Here is a 24,551-nt window from a genome sequence, read left to right on the forward strand (position 1 = left end):
TTCATGAGCATGCATAGAAACTTTGAAAAAAATGAATTAATAAAATGCTCTGTATTTTATACTAAAGAGAGTATTATTAAGCCTGAAGAAATAATATCTGGTATTATTGATCAATTAAAAGCTGATAATTCCCCAATAATAGAATTTATTTTAACTTTCCAACATACTTTCTTTGCCCCATGGAAGCAAGGGGATGAAGTCATTTGGATCTATTACATGGTGCAAAAAGACGAACAAAGAAATGATTATCAGATAACTGCCATTTATCCTACTAATGTATTTTATACATTTATAAATAGTTTTGAAGAATATTCAAAAAAAGGGAAGCTATTACAAATCCAAAAAGTTACCATAACCGAATTAAATGAGTATACGATTTATAATCGAGTAAAGGAAAATATCTTTTTAGAAAACAAGCAGAATCTTTTCCAACCTGATAATTTATATAAATTTATTCCAATCAACATCATAAAACCTTGGGGACAAGAAATTTGGTTTACTGGTGTAGAAAAAAGAGGTGTTGCTAAAATTAAGTCAATTGATGGTGAACTTCCCATTCCAATTTCTTGGCTTTTTCAAGCTTGTCCATCTACACTACTTGGAAAGCAGGTTGCTGAAAGACAACTCATTCTAGTTAAAATTTTAGATCCTATTTCTGAGAAAGTTTATGGAGATTTATATTATGAACTTCATACAGAAAAAAATGAAGTATACGTTGTAACTCAAATTAATTCTCCATCAGGGAAAATTAAGTTTGGAGTAAACCCAGATAAACTAAAAGCTTATAAAAGTGAGAGTGCATTTAAAAAAGAATTGCTAACAGCTATTAAAGAATATGAACTGATAAGAAAAAAAATAGATTCTTTTTATGATAAATTTAGAACAGCAGAAAATATCCCTCTTAATGAACCAATTTTGCCAGATAAAATAAAGGAGTGGCGAAAAGAAATTCCTAAAGAAGATATCCTTGAAGAAGAAGAAAAAAGAAAAATAATGGATTCTTTTGCTGGGTATCTTGATTTAGAAGTTGCTGATGTCATACAAGTTCCAACTTTGGTACCTCATGCGCTTCAAAGTGGTGTTACTGTAGTTGAATTTCAAACTCCTACCTATGAACGTTACATTTTAAGCTTTGCTCAAAAAGTTTTAACACAAGACCATTGGGATACTGAAAAAGCTATTGATATAATGCAATTAGTTGTACCTAAAAAAACAAATTTACAAATAATAAAAAATGAGAAAAATTTTAAAGAAGAAGTTGTTTGTAAATTTAATGAATTTCAGTCCAGCAGAATAACATTAGAAGCTAATAAAACTATAAAATTGCCAACAATTGGGACATATAGAATATTATTTCACTTATCTGGAAATTTAATTATTAATATAAATCAAAGAAATGGGAAAGAAATTCAGCATAAGATCGTTCCAGGGGAGTGTATTTTTATACCCGCTAATCTAGATTTTAATTTTACATCAGTGGATGAAAAAGCAATTTTGTTACTCTGTATTCCTTCCTAAAAATTTCTAACAGAAAATTTAAGTTCATAACACATTATCCGATATCTAAGCGATTATCGGAATAAAGTAAATTGTATGTTTAACAATAATACGGATTCATACAATTTTGGAGATAGTATGAAGTTAGCTCCTAAAATCATTATTTTGTTATTAGTTGTCACATTTGGAGTTATGTCTCTTTATAGTTTTTTCCAGATTAAAAAGGCTGAAAAATCTTTTAATGCTGATGCTGAATCTAATCACGTTTTATTATTATCAAATTCACTTGGATTTTTATCAAAATCACTTTGGGAACTTGATAAGGATATTGCTGCAAGAGGTATGAAACCTTTATTTGAAGCGGAAACTGTAATAAATATTCAAATATTTGATTCGGAAGGACACTTTTTTTCAGGATATCAATACAAAATTGGAGCAGATAATAAAAAAGAGCTTATTGAATCTGAAGAAAAAGGAAATGAAAAAGATATTAATAATAATGAGTTAAAAAAAATAAAACGCAATTACGATTCCGTTCCTTCTAAAATGGTCTCTCAAATGCAAAATTTACCCGATGGTTCTCACCGATTAATTGGTTCATTATGGTGGAAAGAGACCGATTTATCCGATCCAAAATTTTTAGGTTATGTCGTTTTAAATTTCTCAACTGAATATATCCAAAAAAGACTTCTTGAGCAGAAAATAAGCTTTATATTATTTACATTTGCATTAAGTTGCACAATTCTATTATTAACTTATGCTTTTTTAAAGAAACAAATAATAAATCCTATTCAATTATTAATGGAAGCAAGCCTTGATATAGCAAATGGTAAATTTACAAAAATAAAAGATAAATTTAGATATAATATTGGAAATGAAGAAGATGAAATTGATAAATTAACTACAAACTTCAATTTCATGGTAGATAAAATAGAGCATAGTTTACTCATGATAAAAGGCTTATCAGAAGCAGCACAAGCTATAGTTAAATGTATGAATATAGAAGAATCTGTAAAAATTTATGAAAAATATTTGAAAGAACTTATTAAATTAAATAAACTTGAAGTTTGGTTAAATATTGAAAATGAAGCTTTAAATAATCCAAAAGGTATTATTAGAATTTCAGATAAATTACAAAAAGAGAATCTATCTCCTTTATTAGATAAAATTCTTTCAAGTAAAGAATTAGTTTTTGAAAGTTCACAATTATTTATCTCTGGTGATTATATAAATAATTCAATCCTACTTTTTCCTTTATTAAACTCAAAAAATATTTTAGTGGGTGTCGTAGAAGTTTTCTTTCCTAAAAATATTAACGTATTATCTCAAGAAAGCTTGGGGATTTTAAATACATTAAGTACCTCATTAATCACAGCGGTGGAAAATGAATGGCATGTTATTAGAGAGAAAAATAGAGCAAATTTAGAGAGAGATATTGAACTAGCAAGTGCAGTGCAGGATTCAATTATTTCAAAAAATTTCCCTAACTCAAAAAAATTTGATTGTTCTATTTTCTTTAAAACTGCAAGTCAATGCGGTGGTGACTGGTTTGGAATTTATGAAGTTGATGAGAATAGAATTTTAGTTTTATTTGGAGACGTTACAGGGCATGGAACTCCTGCAGCTTTGATTACAGCTGTAACAAGAGGCTCTGCTGATATGCTTTTTCAATTTGTAAAAATGGGTAATAATAAAATTAATAATGATTTTCCTTCGCAAGTTTTAAAATTTATTAATGAATGCATTGTTGATACTGGAAGACAAACATATTTGATGACAATGGTAGCTGCTTTGATAGATTTTAATGAAAATAAAATTTTTGCATCGTCAGCTGGTCATACTCCTCCAGCTATTGTAGACACAAATACGGATAAAACAGAAGTAAAATATATTTATCCTGCAATGGGTTCTCGACTTGGATTTACTAAAGGTAGTGATTATGAAACAAAAGAATTTGATTTTCTACCAGGGCAAAAAATAGTTTTTTACACTGATGGAATAGTTGAAGGAGAATCACCCCAGGCGAAAGAGTATGGACTTAAAAATTTTAAAAGATCTATGGAATCGCATGGACAATTAGATCCCTCTGAATTTATAAAGAATGTTACCAATGACGCTTATAAATATTTTGATGGCATACCTCAAAAAGATGATATAGCATTGTTAGCGATTCGGTTTTTAAAATCTACAGATACAAAAATAATTGCTGATGTTGCTTAATAAATATTTAATTTTTTAAAAATAACCTATTATTTTTGATTAAATTATTAATATTTTTAAATTAGTAAAATTAAGAATGTCATTTTTTAAGACAAAAATAGGAAAGCAAAAAGTTTTAAATTTTACGATAAATGAAAGTCTAATAACAATTTGTCATTTGTCTGTTAGTTATCTTTTGATATAAAAATATTATTTTTTGTAATTTATAAAATTGTCTTAATAATAGACAAAAATTTGTAAGATTGTCGCTTAAAAGTTAGCAAGTAATAATATTTGTAATTAAATGAGCTTCTTTTTCTCCTTTTATCCCACCGTTACATTTCTATTAAATAATTATTACCTTTTTTTTCTTTTAAATCCCACCTTAAAAAAAGAAGCTTAAATTTGTTAATAGAAACTTCATTTTATAAAGTCTTTTTTTTGTTTCCAAACTATTGCAAAAAAATTGCTAGAATTTAAATATTACAGAATTGTAACATTAGGCTGGACTAATATTCATCTGAGCTGATACAAATAATCAGGAAGAAGCCCAATAGTTTTGTGCTTTGAATCTATTAAGTTTATGTAAGGTATTAAAATGCGACCATTTATCTCTTTAAAATCTATAGAAGAAAGAATAAACGGAGAAGGGCTTGAGATTGATGCCGTTCCTTTAGCGCAGATTCTAGCTTTAGATAAAACCCCAGTATATGTGACAAGCCTCAATGCTGTTTCTCAGAGACTTAATAAATATAAGGAAGCTTTAAGCTGTCACTTTATGCATAATGAAATTTTCTATGCCATGAAAGCTAATTTTGCTACTCCAATCCTTAAGACGATAGTTAAAGAAGATTTTGGAATTGATATTGTTTCAATAGGTGAATGGCGTAAAGCTATAGCTTCTGGAATTCATCCTAAAAAAATATGTTTTGCTGGGGTAGGAAAAAAAGAAACGGAATGGAAAGAAGCTCTTTTGGGAGGACTTGGTAATTTAAGCGTTGAGCATTTGACTGAATTATCAGACATACTAGATTTTCTATATAAGGAAAAAAATTTAAATTCTTTTGAAAAAAAAGTATTGGTTTCATTGCGTCTAAATCCTGCTGTTGAAGTAGAAACGCATCCTCACTTAAAAACTGGGGCTTTAAATTCAAAATTTGGTATTTTATATGAGCATTTTCAAACTTGGTTAAAAGCAAAAAAATTACAATTTACAAGTGAAGATTTATTTCTAAAATGGATCAATCCATTAAAAGGAATTCATGTTCACATTGGTTCACAATTAACAGAAAATTCAATTTTTCCTTTAGTTGTAAAGAAAGTATTAGATTGTGCACATTTTATGTATGAAAATAAAATATTTGTGCAGCATATTGATTTTGGAGGGGGACTAGGTGTTGGACAAAATGGCGTACCTGAAAATGGGGAGGATATTTTCAAGCATGTTCATTTTGTTTGTAATGCTTTTAAAGAAGAGAGTAAAAAATATCCTAAACTTTTGTCTGTTTGGAATGAAGATTACTCAAATTTATCTGTTTGTATGGAACCCGGTAGAAGCGTAGTAGCGAGTTCTACAATTTTTTTGACAAAAGTTCTTTATGAAAAAAGAAATTCCGTTGAAAATATATTTTGTTATGTAGATGGGGCAATGAACGACTTCCCAAGACCCAGTTTATATGGAGCTATCCATCACGCAGAGTTAGTGAATTACAATATTAAAAAATTGCAGCAAGAAGATTTTAACCATTTTTCTTGGAATGTTGTAGGACCTGTCTGTGAAAGTGGAGATTTTTTGGCAAAAAATGCAATTTTACCACAGATACATAAAGGTGATATTATAGCATTTTTTGAGGCTGGGGCTTATTGTCGATCAATGGCAAGTCAATATAATTTACGTGAATTACCTTCAGAAATATTTGTCAGAGATGGACTTATAACAGATATAATTTAGGGATTTATATTAAATAAAATTTAAATATGGAAGTTGCAAGGATGCATAGTACTAGTCAAGCTAGATTTATACAAAATAAAACAAATCTTCTCATCAGAGAAGAGTATATTGGAAAAGAAATAATTGATCTTTTAAATTGGTTTATTATGTCATTTAAGAGTGAAAATACACAGCAATCTTATTCAAGAGATTTAGAAGAGTTTTTCTTGTTTGCTTTTAAAACTTTAAAAATTAAAATAACTTCATTAAAACAAATTACAGAAAGACTTGTTCTTCTTTGGAAAGAAAGTTTATCAGAATTCTCTATAGCTTCTATTGCTCGTAAGTTATCCTCTCTTTCTTCGTTACTAACATATGCAAGAAAAAAAGGTTTAATAGAATATAATATTTTAGAATTAATAAAAAAGCCTAAGCTAGATAAAAAAGGGAAAACAAATATTCTTAAACAAGAAGAGGTTTTAAAGCTCTTAGAATATTGTAAAAAGCAATATCAAATTTCTAAATGTAAGAAAAGTAGGACTTATTGTGTGTGGAGACTTCGCTATACTGTAATGTATACTTTGTTCACTGTAGGAATGCGAGTTGAGGAGTTATGTGAATTGAAGATAAAAAATTTAGAAAAAATAGGCCAAAATTGGCGGCTTCATTTAACTACAAAGGGAGACCTGCCTCATTCGCCTTTTATCCATCAAAATACGGCACAAGTTTTGTTAGAATACAAAAATGAGTTTCGTAGTGATACTAACCCGGATGATTATTTATTTACACGCTCACAAATGTCTAAAAATTCAACAAAGTTAAACAGAGCATCAATTTTTGACATGGTAAAAGTTGCAGTGAAAGAATCGGGTATTTTTAGGGATGTTAGTCCACATAGTTTTAGAACAACTTTAGCTACATTATTACATTCTGAAGGGGTTCCAATCATCCAAATACAAAGCCTTTTGAATCATAAATTAACAGCAACAACGTCTATTTATATTAAGAAATCCAATGAGTTATCAGCTGCTGCAACAAGGAAAATTAGTTTTTTTGATTAAGTTAACAAAAAATAAAAAATAAACTAACTTTCTTAAAATTTATCTCCTACGAACGTTAAAAAATCTATAAAATATTGCTAAATATATAAAAAATTAAATATATTATATAAATTTTATGTAAATAAAAAAACAATAAATAATAATGATAAATTGTCATAAATGAATATTCTTATTAAATTTATTTTATGTCTATTTTGAAGACAAAAAAAATCAAGTTTGAATGAAAAAAGTGTTTAAAATACATTGAGAAGGAATTGTGTCTATGAGGTTTCTTAATGGGAAGAATCAATTGCTTAAAAAGGAATAAAAGTATAACTTTATTAAGTATTGCAATTACTTTTTTCTTAATATTCTTTCCTTTTAAGTTGTTTGCTATTGATAAAGAATTTTATTTATTTTTCTCAATTAATCATCTATTGATTGAAAAAGAAAATAAACTTGAAATAATTCCTAGTAGAATAAAGCTTGATAGCAGTTATGATTCTATGCTTTTTACTGGGCAAGATAAAGTTTGTAATGAAATTTTATCACTCTCAAATGATTATATAAGTATTAAAGATCCTGGGATGAAATTAACTACTTATACAGAATGTAACGTTTCTTTATTTAATAAAAAAAACAACGTAAAAACAGATATATTAATTAAATTTAACAGGACATTTACTTCTTGGTGTTTATTAAAAGATCGTGTAAATGAAGATATAAAACATACTATTGATGCTGTTTTAAATACTGTACAGCTTAAAGAGTGTAATGATTTAGCTTTAAAACAAACGCTTTTTAATGCTAAAATGCTGAATTTAACTGGAAAAAAAATTGTTGATTTATCTCCTATAAGTGGTTTAATTAATCTTAGAGCCTTGTGGCTTGATGATAATAATATTTCGAAAATTAATCCAATATCATCATTAAGTAATTTAATCGTTCTTAGTTTATCGAATAATTCAATAGAAAATATCAATAATATTAGTAGTTTAAAAGAATTGCAATGGTTATTTTTAAGTTCTAATAAAATTAGTGACGTTGAAGATATAGCAAACTTAAAGAAAATTAAAGTATTATCAATAAAGAATAATTTTATATTAAACCCTGGACCGTTGTATAGTTTTCAAGCAAATACAATAATATTGCCTCAAGGAAATCCTTTTGTAAAAGATACTTGTATAAAATTTAATTCTTTAGATCAAAGGAATTCAATTAAACAATACAACTGGTTAGATAAAGTATGTAAGTTTGAGCAACAGAATAAAAATGTTAGATATTTAAATTCTTCTTCAGGATCAAGTAAATAAATTTATTTCTCGCCCAAATGAATTGGAAGACCTTCTTGCTGCATAATAAATAAAGCGTTAGTTGTTGGGCATGGCCCCGTTTTTAATTTATAATCAAAAGCTAATTTATTATCTTCGATATGTTCTTTAAAGTGCATATTAACTAAACGACGGTCTGTTTTTTCTATTTCGGCTAAAGCCAAATCGTGAGTAGATATTAAACCAAAGGATTTTCTATCAAATAGACTTAAAATAATATTTAAGCTTCCTATATATCTTTCCTTGTTATTTGTGCCTCTAAATATTTCATCAATTAAGAAAAAACCGGGGGCTTTATTATTATCAGTTAGAGAATCTAATATATATTTTAATCTTTTGACCTCAGCATAGAAATAGCTAGTTCCTTCAGTTAGAGAATCGTCGATTCGAATTGCACACAAAATTCTTGAAGGTACGATATTTAATTTAGATGCAAAAATAGGTGCACCCATATTTGATAATAAGATATTAATTCCTAATGTTCGAAGAAAAGTACTTTTACCAGACATGTTACTTCCTGTTAAAAGAATTAATGGCGACTGGTTAGAAATATATATAGAATTTGTGATTCTATTTTTTAAGGGAAGAATAGGATGGCCAATGTTTTCTACAACAATATTATTATTATCTACGGAAAGTCTTTCAGCTAAACTAATAAATTTACTTTCAGGATTTTCTATTTTAAATCTTGCAAATGAGCAAAGTAAGTCAAATAAGTATAATTCTTTTTCCCATGTTTCTATCTCTGCTTGCATATTTCTTATTCTTTTTTCAAGAAAAAAGCAGAGTAAGGCATCAAAAGGTAAGAAAAGATGAATTGTGATCCAGAAAATAATATTTCCACGTAAATCTAAAAGATTTAGAAGAAAATTTAATTGCTGTATTTTCTTAAACGAAATATTCGATAAAAATGAAAATTCAAGAGTTTTAAAAAGATCTTCTTTATTTTTCAGATTTTTTGTTATGAGTTCAATTTTTTTTGAGGATAATAAAATTTTATTTGCAATTTCCGTTACAGGTTGAAATAAATAAATACTTATTCCTAGAAAGAGGCCATAAGTTAATAACCCTTGAATGAGGGATTCTGTCATACCAGAATCAAGATATTTTTTTATTGAAGGTATTAAAATTGCAGCCCACATTAAAATACTAATTAAAGTAAAAAAAGTATAAAATAAGGATTTATTTTTAGATATTTCTGGCATTTTTTTATTATTTTGTTGTTCATTTTTTTGAATATTTGGCGTACTTAATTTTATTACTTCCATTCTTCTAATAAGGGTAGACTCTTTTCCAAGTGCAGAAGCTTTAATTGTTCTCTCATTTATTTTTTCAATGGATTCTGGTGAGACTCCAGCAGTCATTAAAAGATTAAATAAATTAACAGATCCTTCTTTTGTAGTGCATGTATCTAATAATGTAAATAATTGCGAATGAATATCTAAATCATGTGCGTAGACATGCCCATTTGGTACTTTAATAACTTCTTGATGCCAAGGTGAATTATTCTCAGAAATTAATTTAAAATTTCTTTCTAATCTGGCTTGCGATAACAAGTAACTAGTTTGAATTGCACTCCATTTTTTTTGAGAAGCCTGAATATTTTTATGAATCCATGAAGTAACAATACAAAAAATTAGAAATGCAATAATAAGTATGATATTTATTACTGCTTTATCTTTATCAAAAACACCAACAACAATAGCTAAAAAAGCTATTGTGCTGATTAAACGCATGACAGCAACTCTATTATCCAAAGATTTCAGCTTGTTGTCATAAAATATGGCTAACTTTTTGCCACTTTCATAGTTTAGATTAAACTTTTGTTTCTTTAAGTTAGACTCGACAAAACTCATTATCATTCTCACTATTTAGGTATATTATGGAACGAACAATTGACGCTAACATACAGAAGCTGCAAAAGCCAAGACTGCTATTTAAGTAACAAGTGTCTAAATAATTACCATATATAAATTTATTGTTTAATTTTTTTTCAGGTCAATTTTTAATCCTTTTGTCATTTTATGTGATTTCAGGCTGTTATATTTGGCATACCTTTTGCTCATAGTTAATTATGCTTTATTTTGAAGCGTCGGAGTTTGTTTCCTCAATTACTTGAAATAACTCCAAACGTTTGTTTAGAGGTTTTAAATGAAATTATTTCTTACATTAATTACTTTTTTCTTAAGTTTAAATGTTTTAGCTGCAGAGCCTGCTAAATCAGCAAAATTAAATAAAAGTCGTCAATTATCAAAAGAGCAAGTTGCATATACTCTTGAAAAAGCAGGATTCCCAAGAGAAATAGTTCCAGTTGTGACATGTTTGGCAGAATTTGAGTCAAATTTTAAGCCAACTGCAGTAAATCGCCATAATACTAATAATACTAAAGATCATGGGTTATTACAGATTAATGATATTTGGATGAAAGACTGTAATTTGAATGAAGCGGATTTATATAACCCATTGAAAAATGCTAAATGTGCTTTGAAAATATATAAAACTCAAGGTTTGACGGCATGGGTTACTTATAACAAGTTTAAGAAAACTTGTTTAGCTTACCAAATTCCTAATTATAATACTAAAAATATTGCAGAAATTATAGTTAGAAATAATGAAGTGATGTAATTATTAAAGAAGTTCCGATTCATTAGTGTCTTCTACCTAAATGACTTTCTGTGTAGTATAATTCCCTATGAAAAATGTTAAACTTTTTGCATGGGGAAAATTATGAGAAAAAATGTAAGTTCTCTTCTTGCTGCTTTTTTGAGTTTTGTTTGTGTTGTTATTGGTTTAATAAAACTGCTCCCTCATTTTAACAAAAACAATGAACTAGATCATACTTGGGTTGTTTTTGTTACCTTTGCTTTCCCCTTAATGACCTTTGTCTATGCCATTGCAGGAGCTAATGAACAGGCTAAATCTGTAGCTCCAAATGGCTATGGATTGGTTTTATCAATTCCAACCATTATAGCTGCTGCTTACCTTGGTTCATGGATTGCTGCTGTTTGTATGTTACTAGTAACAATTTTAATATTTGTACAGCTTCTTCGTGATTTAAAAGAAGAAGAATCAAATAATCATTAAAAATATATTTTTCCCTTCAATACTTTTTTAGAAAATTTTTCCTAAATCAAATCCAAACTATTAAACATTTTTGCAGTCTTGGAAACTTCAATATTCAGACGATTAAAACCTTACACAATTATAGTGAGTGAGATTTACTATGAAAATGTTTTTGCCAGCAGATTTTAAATTGCCTGCAATGCCACAAGTAGCACGAGAATGTCTTGTTTACTTATATAATCCTAATGCTGATACTGGAGTTCTTGCAAAATCACTTTCAAGAGATATTGCTATTTCAGCGAGTATTTTAAAACTTGCAAACTCAAGCTTATTCCTACTTGGTAGAGGGTCTCCTACAAGCGATTTAAAAACAGCAATATCTAGAATTGGACATGATAATTTAAGGCAAATAATGGTACTGCAAGCTTTAGAAAGTACTTTTGTTTTTAAAGATTCATTGTCATTTGAATTTAATAGTTTTATCCGGCACTGTTCTTTTGTTAGCTTACTTTGTTCAAACTTTGCGAAGAAAATTGCCCCTGACTTTGTCTCAGAAGTGCAAATGGCAGGTCTAATGCATGATGTCGGTTTGGCTTTAACAGCAAGTTTATTTAATGAAAATTTTACACAAATGGCTAAGCATTGCTTAGAAAATCAAATTGATTTTGCTACTACAGAAAGTCAAATGGGTTTAGAACCACATTCAAAACTGGGATTTAGAGCTTTAGACAGTTGGGAAATTCCTGAAAAAGTTAAAACATTAATTGCATTTCATGATACTAGAAATATGGATTTAAGAAAAGAGTTACCCGTAGAGACAAATAAACTAATAGATATTTTGATTTTGTCAGATATTTTAGCTCATAGTTATGGTTTTGGCTTTAAAGACTATAAAAGAGACACAAAAATTGAGATGTCTATGCTAAAGAGAATGGAACTGACACCCGATACTGTCAAGGAAGTTGTGAAAAATGCATTAGAAACGGAATCAGCTATTCAGCCTTCCTAAGGGGTAAAGGAAACATCAATGCCAATTGAGAATTTTAAGCCTGAAGAAAGAGAAAAAATATATGCTATGGCTGAAAATGTTACCGGAAATTGTCAGCAAGGAAGCTATCGTAGAGAAATAATAATTTCCAATGTTCTGCGCCGTGTTCAAGTAAAAAAAGCAGAAAGTCTTGATAAATATTTGCAGGAAGCGATTTCAAATGATCAAGAATTTGCTCAACTACTTAGCGCATTTACTATCCACACTACTGAGTGGTTCCGCGAAATGCCGCATTATAAAAAATTTGAAGCATTATTAGCAGAAAGATTTAAGGGAATAAAAAAGTTTCGGATGCAATCAGGTGGTTGTTCTACTGGTGAAGAAGTTTATTCTTTTTGCTTAGTATTAGAAGCTTTTAGAAATGCACATCCTGGATTTGATTATGATTTTAAAGCATTTGATATTGATCCTGTTTCAGTTGAAATGGCTAAAAAGGCAATATATCCAATGAAGGATTTTGTTAAGATAGCTCCAAATTATCAAAGTCATTTGAAAAAATTAGATAAAGAAGATACTTTTGTACCAGATCAAAATATAAAAGCACGTTGTAACTTTTTTACTGATAACTTGGTAAAGTTACAAAGTATGCAACCATGTTTTGAAGTAATTGTTTGTAGAAATGTATTAATTTATTTTACACCTGATAAAGTAAAAGAAATAATTGGTAAATTAGTCATGCGCCTTGTGAAAGGTGGTGTTTTAATTATTGGTCATAGTGATAGCGTAGATCCAAAAGCTTTTAATTTAAAGTCTTTAGGAAATTCTATGTATGAAAAACTATGAATCCGAATTGCTTTTCCAATCCTGTTTAGTTATTAAGCGTGCTCCCCTTCCAAACGTAATATAAGACCAAATCCATTGACACAGTACAAAAAATTTATTTCTAAATCCTATTAAGTATAGGATATGAACAAATAACCATGCTAACCATGCTATTTTTCCCCGCATTTTTATTCCTGAATATTCTGAAATTGCCCTGCCTTTTCCAATAGTAGCCATTGTTCCTTTGTCAAAATACAAAAAAGGTAACTGAGTTTGATTATTTAAAACTCGACAAATATTTTTTGCGGCGTGGATTCCTTGCTGTATGGCAACTGGTGCCAATCCTGGAAGAGGTTTGTTATTTTTATCTTTACAATGGCTTTGATCTCCAATTACATAGATATACGGATATTTTTGAATATTTAAAGTATTTTCCACAATAACTCTGCCAAGAGAATCTAAAGGAGTATTTAAATACTTTCCTGTTTTTGAAGGTTGCACACCAGCTGCCCAGATAACTGTTTTAGCTGGAATAAAAGTTTCACCTAACCAAACACCATCTGAAGATATTTTATCTACTCTTTTGTTCAGTATTATCTTTGCACCTATTTGTTCTAAATCTTCTTTTGCTTTATTTGATAACGATTCGGAAAATGAAGCTAATATTCTTTGTCCTGCTTCAATAAGAATAACTTTTGTTTTTTTGGGATCAATTTTTTTGAATTCATTATTTAGTGTATGGTAAGCTATTTCGCATAAAGAACCAGTTAGTTCAACTCCTGTTGGGCCACCACCTACCACGATAAAGTTAAGAAATTGTTCTTGCTCTTTTTCGTTGTCTAACTGTTCTGCGATTTCAAATGCAGTTAGTACTCGACGTCTAATTTCAGTTGCTTGTTCAATTGTTTTCATTCCTGGGGCAAATTGTTCCCATTCATTTCTTCCAAAATAACTGTGACTTGCTCCACAAGCGAGAATAAGAAAGTCAAAAGATATTTTTTTAAATTCTGTTTCTAAGAATTTTTCATCAGGATTTATATGAATAACCTCACCAAGATTTATTTCAATATTGTTATATTTTGCAAGAATAGATCTTATAGGAGAAGCTATTTCTGCTGGACTTAAACCAGCCATTGCCACTTGATACAAAAGTGGTTGAAATAAATGATAATTATTTTTATCTAACATTGTGATTTGAATTCCTGGAATATTTCCTAATTTTTTTGCTGCATTAATACCAGCAAAACCAGCTCCAACGATAACGACATGGGTTGAAGTGCTTTTATTTTTCATTTTTTGATCCTTTTTTAAGCAAAATAAGTTTTGTTAGCATCCTGTTTTACTTCAGTTTGCTTTCACTATAATTTTATATTAGTCCAGATTTGGTTTTTATATTATCTGAGGTAAAAATGACTTTGAAAAATGAAGTTGGATTTTTAGAAGTGATTTGCGGATGTATGTTTAGTGGTAAAACAGAAGAATTGTTACGGGTTCTTAAAAGATCCTTTATTTCAAAGCAAAAAATTTTAGTTTTTAAACATGCTTCAGATATTAGATACTCTACCCAAGAAATTTGTAGCCATAATGGACAAAAAATTTCTGCCCATCTTGTTGAAAGTACAAGTGAAATTTTTAAATATGACTTATCTGAAATTGATGTAATAGGAATTGATGAAGTTCAGTTTTTTAATGAAAGTGTTATTGAAGATATTGAAAAACTTTTAGCAAAAAAAATTAGAGTTGTAGCTGCTGGTTTAGATTTAGATTATCGAAAAAAACCATTTGGTTACATGCCACATCTTTTAGCTATGGCAAATAAAATTACAAAATTAACAGCAATTTGTGCTCAGTGCAGCAATGATGCTTTTTATAGTCAACGTTTAAACAATATAAATCAACTTGTATTAGTAGGTGCTACGGATTCTTATGAACCTAGATGTGCTTTGCATCATTATGTACCCGAAGATAAAATCAAATAATTTAGAAATATTTATCATATTAAGTGTAACTTTAATCTACAACATTAAAAAATTTGTGTTCAAGATATAACTTACTAAAGTTATTAATAAGCTGAATACTTTGAGACCTGTTTAAGCGTGGATCGCAATAGGTTTCATATCGCAAATGTAAGTCTTGCTCTTGAAGATTACATTCTCCACCAGTGCATTCCGTAACGTTGTTATACGTGAGCTCTAAATGGACACCTGCTAAAATTGAATTCATTTTTTTATGGATTTCTAAGGTATTTTTTAATTCATTTAAAATATTAGTAAAATTTCTCGTCTTGTAACCTGTATGAGATTTAAAAGAATTTCCATGCATAGGATCACTTATCCAAGTAACATTCAATTGTTTTTTTTGAATGGAAAAAATTATTTCTGAGAGATTTTCTAAAACAGGAGAGTCTCCAAATCTTGTTATTAAACTTATTTTACCTGGCGAATTTCTAGGATTTAAAAGAAGGAGCAATTCAACGACTTCATTTGGTTTGGCATTCGGGCCAATTTTAATTCCTATGTGATTTCCAATTCCTTTCAGAAATTCAACATGCGCACCGTTTATTTCACGGGTTCTTTCGCCAAGCCAAAGCGTATGGGCTGAATAGTCTAGCCAATCTTTTGTAAAACTAGAGTAATGAGTTAAAGAAGATTCATAATGTAACAAAAGAGCTTCATGAGAAATAAATAAATTACTTTTCTTAATTTTATTTATCCAATTTACGGTTTGCTTAGATTTTTCATATGCAGTTATTAATCTTTTAGGATCAGGAGAACGATCAGCCTCAGAATAATTAATGGAGTTTATTATGTCTCCTCTGTAGGAAAGTATTTTAGAATTATTTTTAAATTCAAATTGTTCTGTTCTGGGTTTTGCATATTGACCAGCAATTCTGCCAATTAGAACTACTTTCTTTTTAATATTTTCTTCAAGTAAACTACAAAGATATTCTAAATGATCAATTCTATTTTTAACATCATCAAAGTTACAACTTTCAAATGTTTCTGCGCAGTCGCCTGCTTGCAAAACAAATAAGTTGCCTTTTTCTGCTTGCGAATATAAATTTTTTAAATCTATTATTTCTTGATCAAGAACTATTTTCTCTGATTTTTTCAAATAATTCATAGAATATTTTAAAGATAATTCATTTTTATAATTTGGTATTTGTTTTTGAAAACAAAATTTCCAACTCTCAGGATGCCAGTTAGGAAAATAAAAATTTTCATTATTGATCGAAGTCATGAATTACCTTTTGATTATAAACTTATTGTATAAAATTGAAACCTGCACCTAAGATTAAAATAAATCCTAAAATTAATCTATACCAAGCGAAAATTAGAGTGGATCTTTTTTCTAAATATTTCATAAGCCCAAAAACAGCTAAAAATGCAGCAATAGAAGCAGTAATAATACCAACAGTAAGGACACTCCAGCCATAAGCAGAAAGACCTGCATTGTGCATTTCATGGATTTGTTTTAATCCCGCTGCAACAATAACTGGAACCCCTAAAATAAATGAAAAAGCAGCAGCAGTCTCTCTTTTTAGTCCCAAAAATAATCCTGCTGTGATTGTTGCACCGGATCGTGAAACTCCAGGTATCAAAGCAGCAACTTGTGCGAGCCCTACAATCATACAGTCTTTAAAAGTTAAACGCTTAAAATCTCTTTCATGTTTACAAACTTTTTCAGCTATTATGAATAACGCTCCCATAAAAATACATGCAGCTCCAATAACATAAAGGGATCTTAAAGGTGAATTAGGAGAATTTAAAGTAGATTTTAAAAGCAAGCCCATCACCCCTACAGGTATGGTACCTATAATAATTCCAACTCCAAGTCTAAATTCTGTTGAAGAAAAATTTCTAGTTTTAATACTCTTTAAAGTTCCAGAAAAAATATTCCATATTTCAGTTCTGAAATAAATCATAACAGCAAAAAAACTCGCTAATTGTACTGCACCTGTAAAAGGAGTTCCGGGATCTTGCCAACCGAGAAAAGCAGGAACAATTCGTAAATGAGCTGTACTACTTATTGGAAGTAATTCTGTTATTCCTTGAACTATTCCTAAAATAATAATTTTAAAATAGCCCAAATCAACAAATCCGCAATCTATCAGATGTCCATGCACTGGAATAGGGCATGCAAGTGCCATAATAAATCTCCTTTAGAAAAAGTTGCACAATAGAAATAGATACCATATCGTTCAATGAAGGCCACATAGTGGCCAGTATATTTTAATTAAGCCCGTCTTTTAATTTAAATTTGACGGGTTCTTTTTTGGAATTAATTTTTTTTTATGGAGATATGTAAATGAGCGAAATTCAACGCACATTGCTTGGACAAATCCAAGAAAAGTTTGAACCTATTCGGAGGTATCTTTGACACTCCATTAAAAAGAAAACGAATTTTAGAAATTGAAGCTGAAAGCAATAGCGATCCTAATTTTTGGAATGACAGAAGAAAATCTTCTACACTTTTAAAAGAAAAGAAAAATCTTGAAGATGCTATTTTATCCTGCGAAAATTTAATTAAAAAATTTGGTGATACCCTTGTTGCAATTGAATTTGGTGAAGAGGGTGATGAGCAGTCTATTAAAGAAGCTGACGATTCTTTGCAAGAGTTAACAAAGGAAGTCAATGATCTTGAAACAAAACGCTTGTTATCGGGGGAAACTGATCGCAACAGCGCAATATTAACAATAAATGCTGGTGCTGGCGGAACTGAAGCATGTGATTGGGCGCAAATGATTCTGCGTATGATGCTTAGATTTTGTGATAGAAAAAGATTTAAAGCCGAAGTTGTAGATGAACTTGAGGGTGATGGTGCTGGAATAAAAAATGCTACTGTAACCATTGAAGGAGATTTTGCTTACGGCATTTTGAAATCTGAAAATGGAGTTCATCGCTTAGTTCGCATTTCACCATTTGATTCAAATGCTAGAAGACATACTTCTTTCTGTTCCGTTTATGTCAGTCCTATTATTGATGATGATATTCAAATAGATATTAAAGAAAGTGATTTAAAAGTTGACACTTATAGAGCAGGAGGAGCAGGAGGACAGCATGTCAATAGAACTGACTCTGCTGTACGTATGACTCACTTACCTACAGGAATTGTTGTGCAAAGTCAGCAACAGCGCAGCCAAATTCAAAATCGTGAGACATGTTTAAAACTTTTAAAAGCAAAGTTGTATGAGCTAGAAATATCAAAAAGGCAGGCTGAGTCTAAAGCAATTGAAGAAGCAAAAATGGACAATGCATTTGGTTCGCAAATTCGTTCATATGTTTTGCATCCTTATAAATTAGTAAAAGATGTAAGAACTCTTGCCCAAAGTAGCGATCCAAATACAGTGCTAGATGGAGAAATTGAAGAGTTTTGTTTAGAGTATTTAAGACAATATGCTGCTGGTCAATTTAAAGGTAAAGGTGGAACTGAGGATTCAGATTCTATTTAAAATTTGAGGTTTATATGTCAATTCAACAAGATTTAGAAAAATTAATTTTAACAGTTCCTGATTTTCCAAAGAAAGGTATAAGCTTTAAAGATATAAATCCATTATTTAAAAATCCTCCAGTAATGAAAAAAGTAATACAGCAAATGGCTTTTTTTGCCAATGAAGTAAAAGCACAGCATATTGTTGGAATTGAAAGCCGTGGTTTCTTTTTTGGCATACCCCTAGCTTTAGAGTTAAATATTCCTTTTGTCGCCGCAAGAAAGAAAGGAAAACTTCCAGGGGAAATCATTTCACAAGAGTATTTATTGGAATATGGAACAGATTGTATAGAAATTCAAAGGAACTCAATTATAAAAAATGAGAAATACCTTATTGTTGATGATGTCATAGCCACCGGAGGAACTGCCAAAGCAACTGCTGAAATTATACATAAAGGAGGGGCTGAAGTTTGTGGTTTTTCTTTTCTCATTGAATTAGCCTTTTTAAATGGCAAACAGTTGCTGCTACCAAGTAGTCCAAATATTCAAAGCCTATTGAAATATTCTTAATTAAAATATTTGAAAAGCTCTTTTAAAATATCTTCCATTTCAAAAGGTTTTTCAAAAATTTTTTTAATGTTTAATTCTTTTTCTTTACTAGAATCTAATTCGTTTTGACCTGAGCAAATAAATAAAATAGGCTTCTCTTTGTTCAAAGTTAATATGTCTTTTGCTAATGAAATTCCATCCCCTTTGGGCATTTTTACATCTGAAATGACGCAATGAATTTTTTCATTTTGAACAATTTTAAATGCATCTTTTCCATTATCTGCTTCAAAAATATTTGCTTTTGTTTTTAAAGTTATTAATTCTGCTAAAACTTCACGCATTAAATCATCATCATCTACAATTAAAATATTGATATGGTTTAAATTCAACAAAGTAACTCCTTTTTCTACTAATATACACTTGGTAGTTCAATTACAAAAGTTGTATTTTTATTTGAACGATCATAATAAAGTTTTCCATTGTGCATTTCAATTATTCTTTTTGAAATACTTAGACCTAAACCTGTTCCTTTACCAACTTGTTTTGTTGTGAAAAAAGGCTTCATAAGATTATCTACTATATCTTCTGAAATACCAGAGCCACAATCTGTAAATTGAAGAATTAATTTATTTTCATTTTTTGTTACAGTAATATTTATCCATTTTTCTGTAAAATTATTAATAGCATCTATAGAATTATTGATTAAGTTTAAAAAAACTTGACATAACTCAGCCTCTTTCCCAAACGTAAATAAATTTTCGCAAGTTTGAATATTTAATTCAATACCATTATTTGTAATTTTTTCGTGACTTAGATCTAAGCTTGATTGAAGTATGTTATTTAAACTGATTTTTTCATAATTATCTTTTTCTGAATTTCTTGTATACATTTTTAAACTTTTTACAATTCTTGCTATTTTTTGGGTAGTAGTTTCTATTTTTGTGATATCGCTTACTAATTTATCAATTTCTAAATTGTTTTCTATTAGTTTATTTTTTATTGAATATGATTTCATTATAATTACTGATAAAGGAGTATTTATTTCATGTGCAATATTTGCTGCCATTTCTCCTAATTGAGAAAATTTTGATGTATATAACATTTGTTCTTTTTGTTCATTAATTATTTTTTGTACTTCAATTTCATGAGTTAAATCTTCAGCCGTAAATAAGTAGCCAATAATATTTTCAAATTGATCGTGTATAGATGAAATAAGAACTTTTACAAAAAATTTTTCACCATCTTTTCTAACAAATGTATATTGAGAAGAATTGTATTTTTTAATATTTCTAATGAAAATGTCAAATGAATTTAAATTTTTTTCTAAATTTACTTCTAATTTATTTTGTATATTTTCTTTCGGTAAAAGTAAAATATTTTCTTGATTTTTAGATTTTTGATGACTTATAATACTCTCTAAATCATCTTTATCATAAAAAATGAGAGGAGTTTCTTTTCCTATAAGTTCTATAGATTTGTATTGCAGAGAGTTTTCTGCTGATTTATTAAATGATAATATTTTTCCAGAGTTATCAGTTGATATTATTAAATAGTTAGATGAATTTATGACCCCTTTAAACCAAGATTCTTTTTGATAAAGCATTCTATTTTTTGCTATTATTAAATTTGTTAATTTATTTACTGTATATATAATAATAATACTTATAATTACATAGAGAAGTGCTAAAAGATAAATATAACTCATTACTTTTTTTGTGTCGGCTGTCAGCATTATTTTCCAATTATAGCCACCAATTTGTTTTGTAATTTCAGAACGATTCTTATATAATTTACTTTCAGAGATAAAGCGAGAAAATCCGCCAGTATAGACAAGATCTGAATTATCAAATTCAATTTGTATTTTTACATTATTTGGTAATTTATTATCTAATTCTTGAAGAAACTTTTCTAGTACTATTGTTGTAAAAGCCCATCCTTTTAGAAAATATCTTGGATTTTTTCCTTTAGGATCGAAAATTGGCATTAGGGCATAAAAACCTAAGCTTTTTTCATACATTTGTGATAAGTTTACGGGTCTTGTCAAAGTAAATTCATTTTTAAGAGCAGATGTTAAAGCAGCATCTCTGCGAAAACTGTCGTATGAAATATCGAGCCATTTTATTTCAGGATTTGTTTCTGGAGGTTCGATATGTTCTACAATCATATGCTCATCTGTATTTACCTTCGGATGAATATCTGAATTTTTATTTTCCTGAATATACTTTTCTAAATCTTTGTCGAAAATAAGTCTTATAAATCCAACTCCTAAGGACCCTTTAAAATTTTTTTTGAAATCTATAGTTTTAGTATATAATTCAAAATCTTCATTACTTATATTATTTTTAATGCTATATATACCTTGAATATTTTTTAAACTAATATTGTATTTAGATAAAGTTATTTTTATAGATTCTGATATATCTTTTGCTAACTCTCTTACAATTAATTCTTCTGAATGAATATATTTTAAATACAAATTATAAAAAATAAATGTATTTAATATTATACCAATTGATAAAGATATTAATTTAATAGGCGACATTGTTTACCTGCTTAGATTAATTTGTATTTTGAATTAAAAGATATATAATGTCAAATTGCGTAAAATGTATATATAGGAATTTTTTTTCAGTTTATAAAAATATAAAAAATATAGTATATTAAAATTTTGAATGAGAATAATTTTCATTATAATGTCAAAAAAACGCCATTTATGATTATAATTTAGCAAAAAAATAAGGCATTTATTCTTGTGTTTGAATACCATTTTGTGAAATATTTATGATTGATTTGTGCTTTATTGTTTTTTCTTAAAATTGCACATGGAGTGTTGAATGAGTTTGGAAAAGTTTAGGTATGATGATGGCATAGTAAAAAAATTCATTGCTGCAATGCTGATTTGGGGTATTGTTGGCATGTTGGTTGGAGTCATTATTGCCATCCAATTATTTTATCGACCATTTAATTTTGACTTGCCTTGGTTAACCTTTGGACGCTTACGCCCTTTGCATACCAATGCTGTTATTTTTGCCTTTTGTTTAAATGGTGTTTTTGCTGGTATCTATCATTCTTCACAGCGTCTTTTAAAAACAAGAATGTTTAGTGATGTCCTTTCAAATATTCATTTTTGGGGGTGGCAGTTAATTATCGTTCTTGCTGCTGTTACATTACCCCTAGGTTTATCAACATCAAAAGAATACGCAGAATTAGAATGGCCAATAGCAATTTTAATTGCTGTTGTATGGGTTATTTTTGCAATAAATTATTTTCTAACAATTGCAATTAGACGTGAAAAAATTCTGTATGTTTCTATCTGGTTTTATATAGCAACAATTATTACAGTTGCACTGCTTCATATAGTAAATCATATCTCTTTGCCTGTAACTTTCTTAAAAAGTTACAGTGCATTTTCTGGGGTAAGAGATGCATTAGTTCAATGGTGGTATGGGCATAATGCAGTTGCGTTTGTACTAACTACCCCATTTTTGGGATTAGGATACTATTACGTTCCCAAATTAGTAAATAGACCCATTTATTCTTATCGCTTATCAATTATACATTTTTGGTCATTGATTTTTATTTATATGTGGGCTGGTCCTCACCACTTGCAATATACAGCTCTTCCAGAATGGATACAGTCCCTTGGTGTTGTATTTTCTGTGATGTTGATTGCTCCTTCTTGGGGAGGCGCAATTAATTTTATTTTGACAATAAAGTCTGCATGGAAAGAAATCAAATCTCATCCCTCTACAAAATTTTTACTAGCTGGGGCTATTTTTTATTTGTGCGCAACATTAGAAGGTCCTATCCTTTCTTTTAAATCTGTAAATAGAGTTATGCACTATACAGATTGGATTATTGGGCATGTGCACGTGGGTGCTTTAGGGTGGAATGGATATATTTTATTTGCTATGCTTTACTGGCTAGTTCCATCTATTTATAAAACTGAATTGCAATGTAAAAAATTGGCGAATGCACACTTTTGGATCTCTTTTGTAGGAATTCTTATTTATTGTATTCCTATGTATATAGCTGGGGCAATGCTTGGTTTTATGCGAGAAAGTGTTACCGATAATGTGTTAACTTATCCAAATTTTATGGAAATGGTAAACAAAATTCTACCATATTATCAAATAAGAGCTATTGGTGGAACTCTTTATCTTGTAGGAATTATAATTGGAACTTATGTTATTTATAAAACAATTAAAAAGGTTGGAAAAGTTCCTGATACCTTAGTTGAAGCGCATAGTTTTTCAACAATTGAACACAAAAAAACTGTTTATGGAACTGTGCAAAAAGCAGCCGAGAATTTAGGACTAGTCATGGGGATGCTAACTCTTATTGCTGTTTCAATCGGTGGTATTGTGCAAATTCTTCCATTACTAATAAATCATTCTACAGAAGAAAAAATTGCAACTTTAAAACCATATACTCCTTTAGAAATTGAAGGTCGTGATATTTATATTCGTGAAGGATGTAATAATTGTCACTCGCAAATGATCAGAACTTTTAAAGAAGAAGAAATGCGTTATGGACCATATTCGCGTGCTGGTGAATTTGAATATGATTTTCCACACTTATGGGGTTCAAAGACAACTGGACCAGACTTACAAAAGTTAGGAAAAAAATACGGGGATATTTGGCATTATAAACATATGGAAGATCCTACAAGCATGACTTCAAATAGTACTATGCCTAAATACGATTGGCTATTAAAAGATCACTTAGATACATCTTACACAAGCGATAAATTAAAAGTTATGGCTAAATTGGGAGTTCCTTATACTCAAGAAGAAATTGATAATGCTGTATTAAACTTAAAGAAACAAGCTGAAAACATTGCTACTGGTATTCAAGAGCAGGGAATTAACGCTAATAAAAATGCCGAAATAATTGCCTTAATTGCTTACTTGCAAAGATTAGGAATTGATGGACGCAATGCATTAGAACCTTCAACAAAAAAAATTGAGGGGAAATAATGTTAAGTGAACTTGCTTCTGATCATGGGGAAATTTTCGTTACGATTGGGGTCTTTTTTGTAACCTTTATTTTATTTATTTTTTGGTTAATTTGGTCAAATATAGTTAGTAAAAGTTATATTAAGCATTGTGAGGATATGACAAAAAATGACGAATGATAACGATAAAAAAGAAAATGAAAAAAACAAAAAACTTTTAGACCATGATTTTGATGGTATTAAAGAATATGATAATCCAACTCCATTTTGGTTTCAAATTTTATTTTATGGGACAATTATATTTGCTGCGATATATTTATTTTATTATCACATCTACAAAAATGGACATCCATTAAAAGATGAATATTTAGCATCGGTTGGACAGAATAATTCTAACTCAAATAATGGAAGCAGAGACTTTAATTATGCAGAGAATATAAAGAATAAAGAAATGATAGATCAAGGAAAACAAGCTTATGATACTAATTGTGCTTCATGTCATGGTCTTCAAGGACAGGGTGGAGTAGGTCCAAATTTAACTGACGACTATTGGATTATTGATAATACATATGTTGCTGTTGAAAAGGTTATTGATGTTGGTGTGCCTGAAAAGGGAATGCCTGGTTGGAAAACTATCCTAGGTGATAAAAAAATTAAGGCATTAGTTGTTTATATAGCAAGTATTCAAGGAAGCAATCCTCCAAATCCAAAAAAGCCTGAAGGAAAAGAAGGAAAGTTACATTAA

Annotated in this window: 21 protein-coding genes; 15 read left to right on the top strand and 6 right to left on the bottom strand. The window is 29.2% G+C overall.

Going from position 1 to position 24,551, the window contains the following annotated elements; translation table 11 throughout:
* The first annotated feature begins 3 nt into the window (after positions 1-3).
* From GOY08_RS04865 to GOY08_RS04885, 5 genes are all read left to right on the top strand, one after another.
* Positions 4-1,518 carry a cupin domain-containing protein gene (locus GOY08_RS04865; RefSeq protein ID WP_158997674.1) on the top strand — a complete coding sequence of 505 codons (1,515 nt, stop codon included), beginning with the start codon at positions 4-6 and terminating at the stop codon, positions 1,516-1,518.
* 117 nt (positions 1,519-1,635) lie between these two features.
* The gene (locus tag GOY08_RS04870; protein WP_158997676.1) at positions 1,636-3,717 is read left to right on the top strand and encodes a SpoIIE family protein phosphatase; all 2,082 of its coding nucleotides are present in this window, start codon (positions 1,636-1,638) and stop codon (positions 3,715-3,717) included.
* A 577-nt stretch (positions 3,718-4,294) separates the two neighbouring features.
* Positions 4,295-5,647, top strand: coding sequence for a diaminopimelate decarboxylase (gene lysA, locus GOY08_RS04875; protein WP_158997678.1), 1,353 nt, complete (start codon positions 4,295-4,297; stop codon positions 5,645-5,647).
* 41 nt (positions 5,648-5,688) lie between these two features.
* Positions 5,689-6,687 (top strand): tyrosine-type recombinase/integrase, encoded by a 999-nt coding sequence (locus tag GOY08_RS04880; RefSeq protein WP_158997680.1) that lies wholly within the window; start codon positions 5,689-5,691, stop codon positions 6,685-6,687.
* A 275-nt stretch (positions 6,688-6,962) separates the two neighbouring features.
* Positions 6,963-7,979 (top strand): leucine-rich repeat domain-containing protein, encoded by a 1,017-nt coding sequence (locus GOY08_RS04885; protein ID WP_158997682.1) that lies wholly within the window; start codon positions 6,963-6,965, stop codon positions 7,977-7,979.
* A 2-nt stretch (positions 7,980-7,981) separates the two neighbouring features.
* Here GOY08_RS04885 and GOY08_RS04890 read toward each other — a convergent pair whose 3' ends face one another.
* Complete coding sequence (locus GOY08_RS04890) at positions 7,982-9,853, bottom strand: MutS-related protein (protein WP_158997684.1); 1,872 nt, start codon at positions 9,851-9,853, stop codon at positions 7,982-7,984.
* A 295-nt stretch (positions 9,854-10,148) separates the two neighbouring features.
* Between GOY08_RS04890 and GOY08_RS04895 the strand changes: the two genes are divergently transcribed.
* The 4 genes from GOY08_RS04895 to GOY08_RS04910 all read left to right on the top strand — a co-directional run bounded on the left by GOY08_RS04895 (position 10,149) and on the right by GOY08_RS04910 (position 12,891).
* Positions 10,149-10,622 (top strand): transglycosylase SLT domain-containing protein, encoded by a 474-nt coding sequence (locus GOY08_RS04895; RefSeq protein ID WP_158997686.1) that lies wholly within the window; start codon positions 10,149-10,151, stop codon positions 10,620-10,622.
* Between the two features lie 102 nt (positions 10,623-10,724).
* Positions 10,725-11,081 carry a hypothetical protein gene (locus GOY08_RS04900; protein ID WP_158997688.1) on the top strand — a complete coding sequence of 119 codons (357 nt, stop codon included), beginning with the start codon at positions 10,725-10,727 and terminating at the stop codon, positions 11,079-11,081.
* Positions 11,082-11,220: 139 nt separating this feature from the next.
* A complete protein-coding gene (locus tag GOY08_RS04905) occupies positions 11,221-12,069 on the top strand; it encodes an HDOD domain-containing protein (RefSeq protein WP_158997690.1) in 849 nt (282 codons plus the stop codon).
* 18 nt (positions 12,070-12,087) lie between these two features.
* Positions 12,088-12,891: a CheR family methyltransferase gene (locus GOY08_RS04910; protein ID WP_158997692.1), complete on the top strand. Its 804-nt coding sequence runs from the start codon at positions 12,088-12,090 to the stop codon at positions 12,889-12,891.
* On the opposite strand, the gene GOY08_RS04915 is transcribed toward GOY08_RS04910, so the two are convergent.
* Positions 12,886-14,163: an NAD(P)/FAD-dependent oxidoreductase gene (locus GOY08_RS04915; RefSeq protein ID WP_158997694.1), complete on the bottom strand. Its 1,278-nt coding sequence runs from the start codon at positions 14,161-14,163 to the stop codon at positions 12,886-12,888. The genes GOY08_RS04910 and GOY08_RS04915 overlap by 6 nt on opposite strands.
* Before the next feature lie 116 nt (positions 14,164-14,279).
* Between GOY08_RS04915 and GOY08_RS04920 the strand changes: the two genes are divergently transcribed.
* Positions 14,280-14,849, top strand: a complete 570-nt coding sequence (locus GOY08_RS04920) for a thymidine kinase (RefSeq protein WP_158997695.1) — start codon at positions 14,280-14,282, stop codon at positions 14,847-14,849.
* A gap of 31 nt (positions 14,850-14,880) precedes the next feature.
* Here GOY08_RS04920 and GOY08_RS04925 read toward each other — a convergent pair whose 3' ends face one another.
* Together GOY08_RS04925 and GOY08_RS04930 are read right to left on the bottom strand one after the other, a co-directional pair.
* A complete protein-coding gene (locus tag GOY08_RS04925) occupies positions 14,881-16,110 on the bottom strand; it encodes a 3-deoxy-7-phosphoheptulonate synthase (RefSeq protein WP_158997696.1) in 1,230 nt (409 codons plus the stop codon).
* Positions 16,111-16,132: 22 nt separating this feature from the next.
* Complete coding sequence (locus GOY08_RS04930; RefSeq protein ID WP_158997697.1) at positions 16,133-17,020, bottom strand: undecaprenyl-diphosphate phosphatase; 888 nt, start codon at positions 17,018-17,020, stop codon at positions 16,133-16,135.
* Between the two features lie 158 nt (positions 17,021-17,178).
* On the opposite strand from GOY08_RS04930, the gene prfB reads away from it, so the two are divergent.
* A protein-coding gene (gene prfB, locus GOY08_RS04935) for a peptide chain release factor 2 (protein WP_202914023.1) occupies positions 17,179-18,322 on the top strand; the annotation gives its coding sequence in 2 pieces (ribosomal slippage) (positions 17,179-17,238 and positions 17,240-18,322; 1,143 coding nt in all).
* A gap of 14 nt (positions 18,323-18,336) precedes the next feature.
* The gene (locus GOY08_RS04940; RefSeq protein ID WP_158997699.1) at positions 18,337-18,870 is read left to right on the top strand and encodes an adenine phosphoribosyltransferase; all 534 of its coding nucleotides are present in this window, start codon (positions 18,337-18,339) and stop codon (positions 18,868-18,870) included.
* Here the strand turns inward: GOY08_RS04940 and GOY08_RS04945 are convergent.
* On the bottom strand, positions 18,867-19,241 hold the full coding sequence (locus GOY08_RS04945) for a response regulator (RefSeq protein ID WP_158997700.1): 375 nt from the start codon (positions 19,239-19,241) through the stop codon (positions 18,867-18,869). The genes GOY08_RS04940 and GOY08_RS04945 overlap by 4 nt on opposite strands.
* Positions 19,242-19,258: 17 nt before the next feature.
* Positions 19,259-21,391: an ATP-binding protein gene (locus tag GOY08_RS04950; RefSeq protein WP_158997701.1), complete on the bottom strand. Its 2,133-nt coding sequence runs from the start codon at positions 21,389-21,391 to the stop codon at positions 19,259-19,261.
* Positions 21,392-21,683: 292 nt separating this feature from the next.
* Here GOY08_RS04950 and ccoN point away from each other — a divergent pair, with 292 nt between their 5' ends.
* Genes ccoN through GOY08_RS04965 form a run of 3 tightly spaced genes read left to right on the top strand, consistent with a single transcriptional unit; the run spans position 21,684 to position 24,551 of the window.
* Positions 21,684-23,828, top strand: a complete 2,145-nt coding sequence (gene ccoN, locus GOY08_RS04955) for a cytochrome-c oxidase, cbb3-type subunit I (RefSeq protein WP_158997703.1) — start codon at positions 21,684-21,686, stop codon at positions 23,826-23,828.
* On the top strand, positions 23,828-23,986 hold the full coding sequence (locus GOY08_RS04960; RefSeq protein ID WP_158997705.1) for a hypothetical protein: 159 nt from the start codon (positions 23,828-23,830) through the stop codon (positions 23,984-23,986). The genes ccoN and GOY08_RS04960 overlap by 1 nt, the downstream gene beginning before the upstream one ends.
* The gene (locus GOY08_RS04965; RefSeq protein WP_158997707.1) at positions 23,976-24,551 is read left to right on the top strand and encodes a cytochrome c; all 576 of its coding nucleotides are present in this window, start codon (positions 23,976-23,978) and stop codon (positions 24,549-24,551) included. Before GOY08_RS04960 ends, GOY08_RS04965 begins: the two co-directional genes overlap by 11 nt.

Source organism: Pigmentibacter ruber (assembly GCF_009792895.1).
Lineage (GTDB): Bacteria > Bdellovibrionota_B > Oligoflexia > Silvanigrellales > Silvanigrellaceae > Silvanigrella > Silvanigrella rubra.

What these genes read in the sequence shown, in the direction of transcription:
- GOY08_RS04865 (WP_158997674.1), top strand. Translation starts at nt 4, where the DNA reads ATGAGCATGCATAGAAACTTTGAAAAAAATGAATTAATAAAATGCTCT.
- GOY08_RS04870 (WP_158997676.1), top strand. Translation starts at nt 1,636, where the DNA reads ATGAAGTTAGCTCCTAAAATCATTATTTTGTTATTAGTTGTCACATTT.
- lysA (WP_158997678.1), top strand. Translation starts at nt 4,295, where the DNA reads ATGCGACCATTTATCTCTTTAAAATCTATAGAAGAAAGAATAAACGGA.
- GOY08_RS04880 (WP_158997680.1), top strand. Translation starts at nt 5,689, where the DNA reads ATGCATAGTACTAGTCAAGCTAGATTTATACAAAATAAAACAAATCTT.
- GOY08_RS04885 (WP_158997682.1), top strand. Translation starts at nt 6,963, where the DNA reads ATGGGAAGAATCAATTGCTTAAAAAGGAATAAAAGTATAACTTTATTA.
- GOY08_RS04890 (WP_158997684.1), bottom strand. Translation starts at nt 9,853, where the DNA reads ATGAGTTTTGTCGAGTCTAACTTAAAGAAACAAAAGTTTAATCTAAAC.
- GOY08_RS04895 (WP_158997686.1), top strand. Translation starts at nt 10,149, where the DNA reads ATGAAATTATTTCTTACATTAATTACTTTTTTCTTAAGTTTAAATGTT.
- GOY08_RS04900 (WP_158997688.1), top strand. Translation starts at nt 10,725, where the DNA reads ATGAGAAAAAATGTAAGTTCTCTTCTTGCTGCTTTTTTGAGTTTTGTT.
- GOY08_RS04905 (WP_158997690.1), top strand. Translation starts at nt 11,221, where the DNA reads ATGAAAATGTTTTTGCCAGCAGATTTTAAATTGCCTGCAATGCCACAA.
- GOY08_RS04910 (WP_158997692.1), top strand. Translation starts at nt 12,088, where the DNA reads ATGCCAATTGAGAATTTTAAGCCTGAAGAAAGAGAAAAAATATATGCT.
- GOY08_RS04915 (WP_158997694.1), bottom strand. Translation starts at nt 14,163, where the DNA reads ATGAAAAATAAAAGCACTTCAACCCATGTCGTTATCGTTGGAGCTGGT.
- GOY08_RS04920 (WP_158997695.1), top strand. Translation starts at nt 14,280, where the DNA reads ATGACTTTGAAAAATGAAGTTGGATTTTTAGAAGTGATTTGCGGATGT.
- GOY08_RS04925 (WP_158997696.1), bottom strand. Translation starts at nt 16,110, where the DNA reads ATGACTTCGATCAATAATGAAAATTTTTATTTTCCTAACTGGCATCCT.
- GOY08_RS04930 (WP_158997697.1), bottom strand. Translation starts at nt 17,020, where the DNA reads ATGGCACTTGCATGCCCTATTCCAGTGCATGGACATCTGATAGATTGC.
- GOY08_RS04940 (WP_158997699.1), top strand. Translation starts at nt 18,337, where the DNA reads ATGTCAATTCAACAAGATTTAGAAAAATTAATTTTAACAGTTCCTGAT.
- GOY08_RS04950 (WP_158997701.1), bottom strand. Translation starts at nt 21,391, where the DNA reads ATGTCGCCTATTAAATTAATATCTTTATCAATTGGTATAATATTAAAT.
- ccoN (WP_158997703.1), top strand. Translation starts at nt 21,684, where the DNA reads ATGAGTTTGGAAAAGTTTAGGTATGATGATGGCATAGTAAAAAAATTC.
- GOY08_RS04960 (WP_158997705.1), top strand. Translation starts at nt 23,828, where the DNA reads ATGTTAAGTGAACTTGCTTCTGATCATGGGGAAATTTTCGTTACGATT.
- GOY08_RS04965 (WP_158997707.1), top strand. Translation starts at nt 23,976, where the DNA reads ATGACGAATGATAACGATAAAAAAGAAAATGAAAAAAACAAAAAACTT.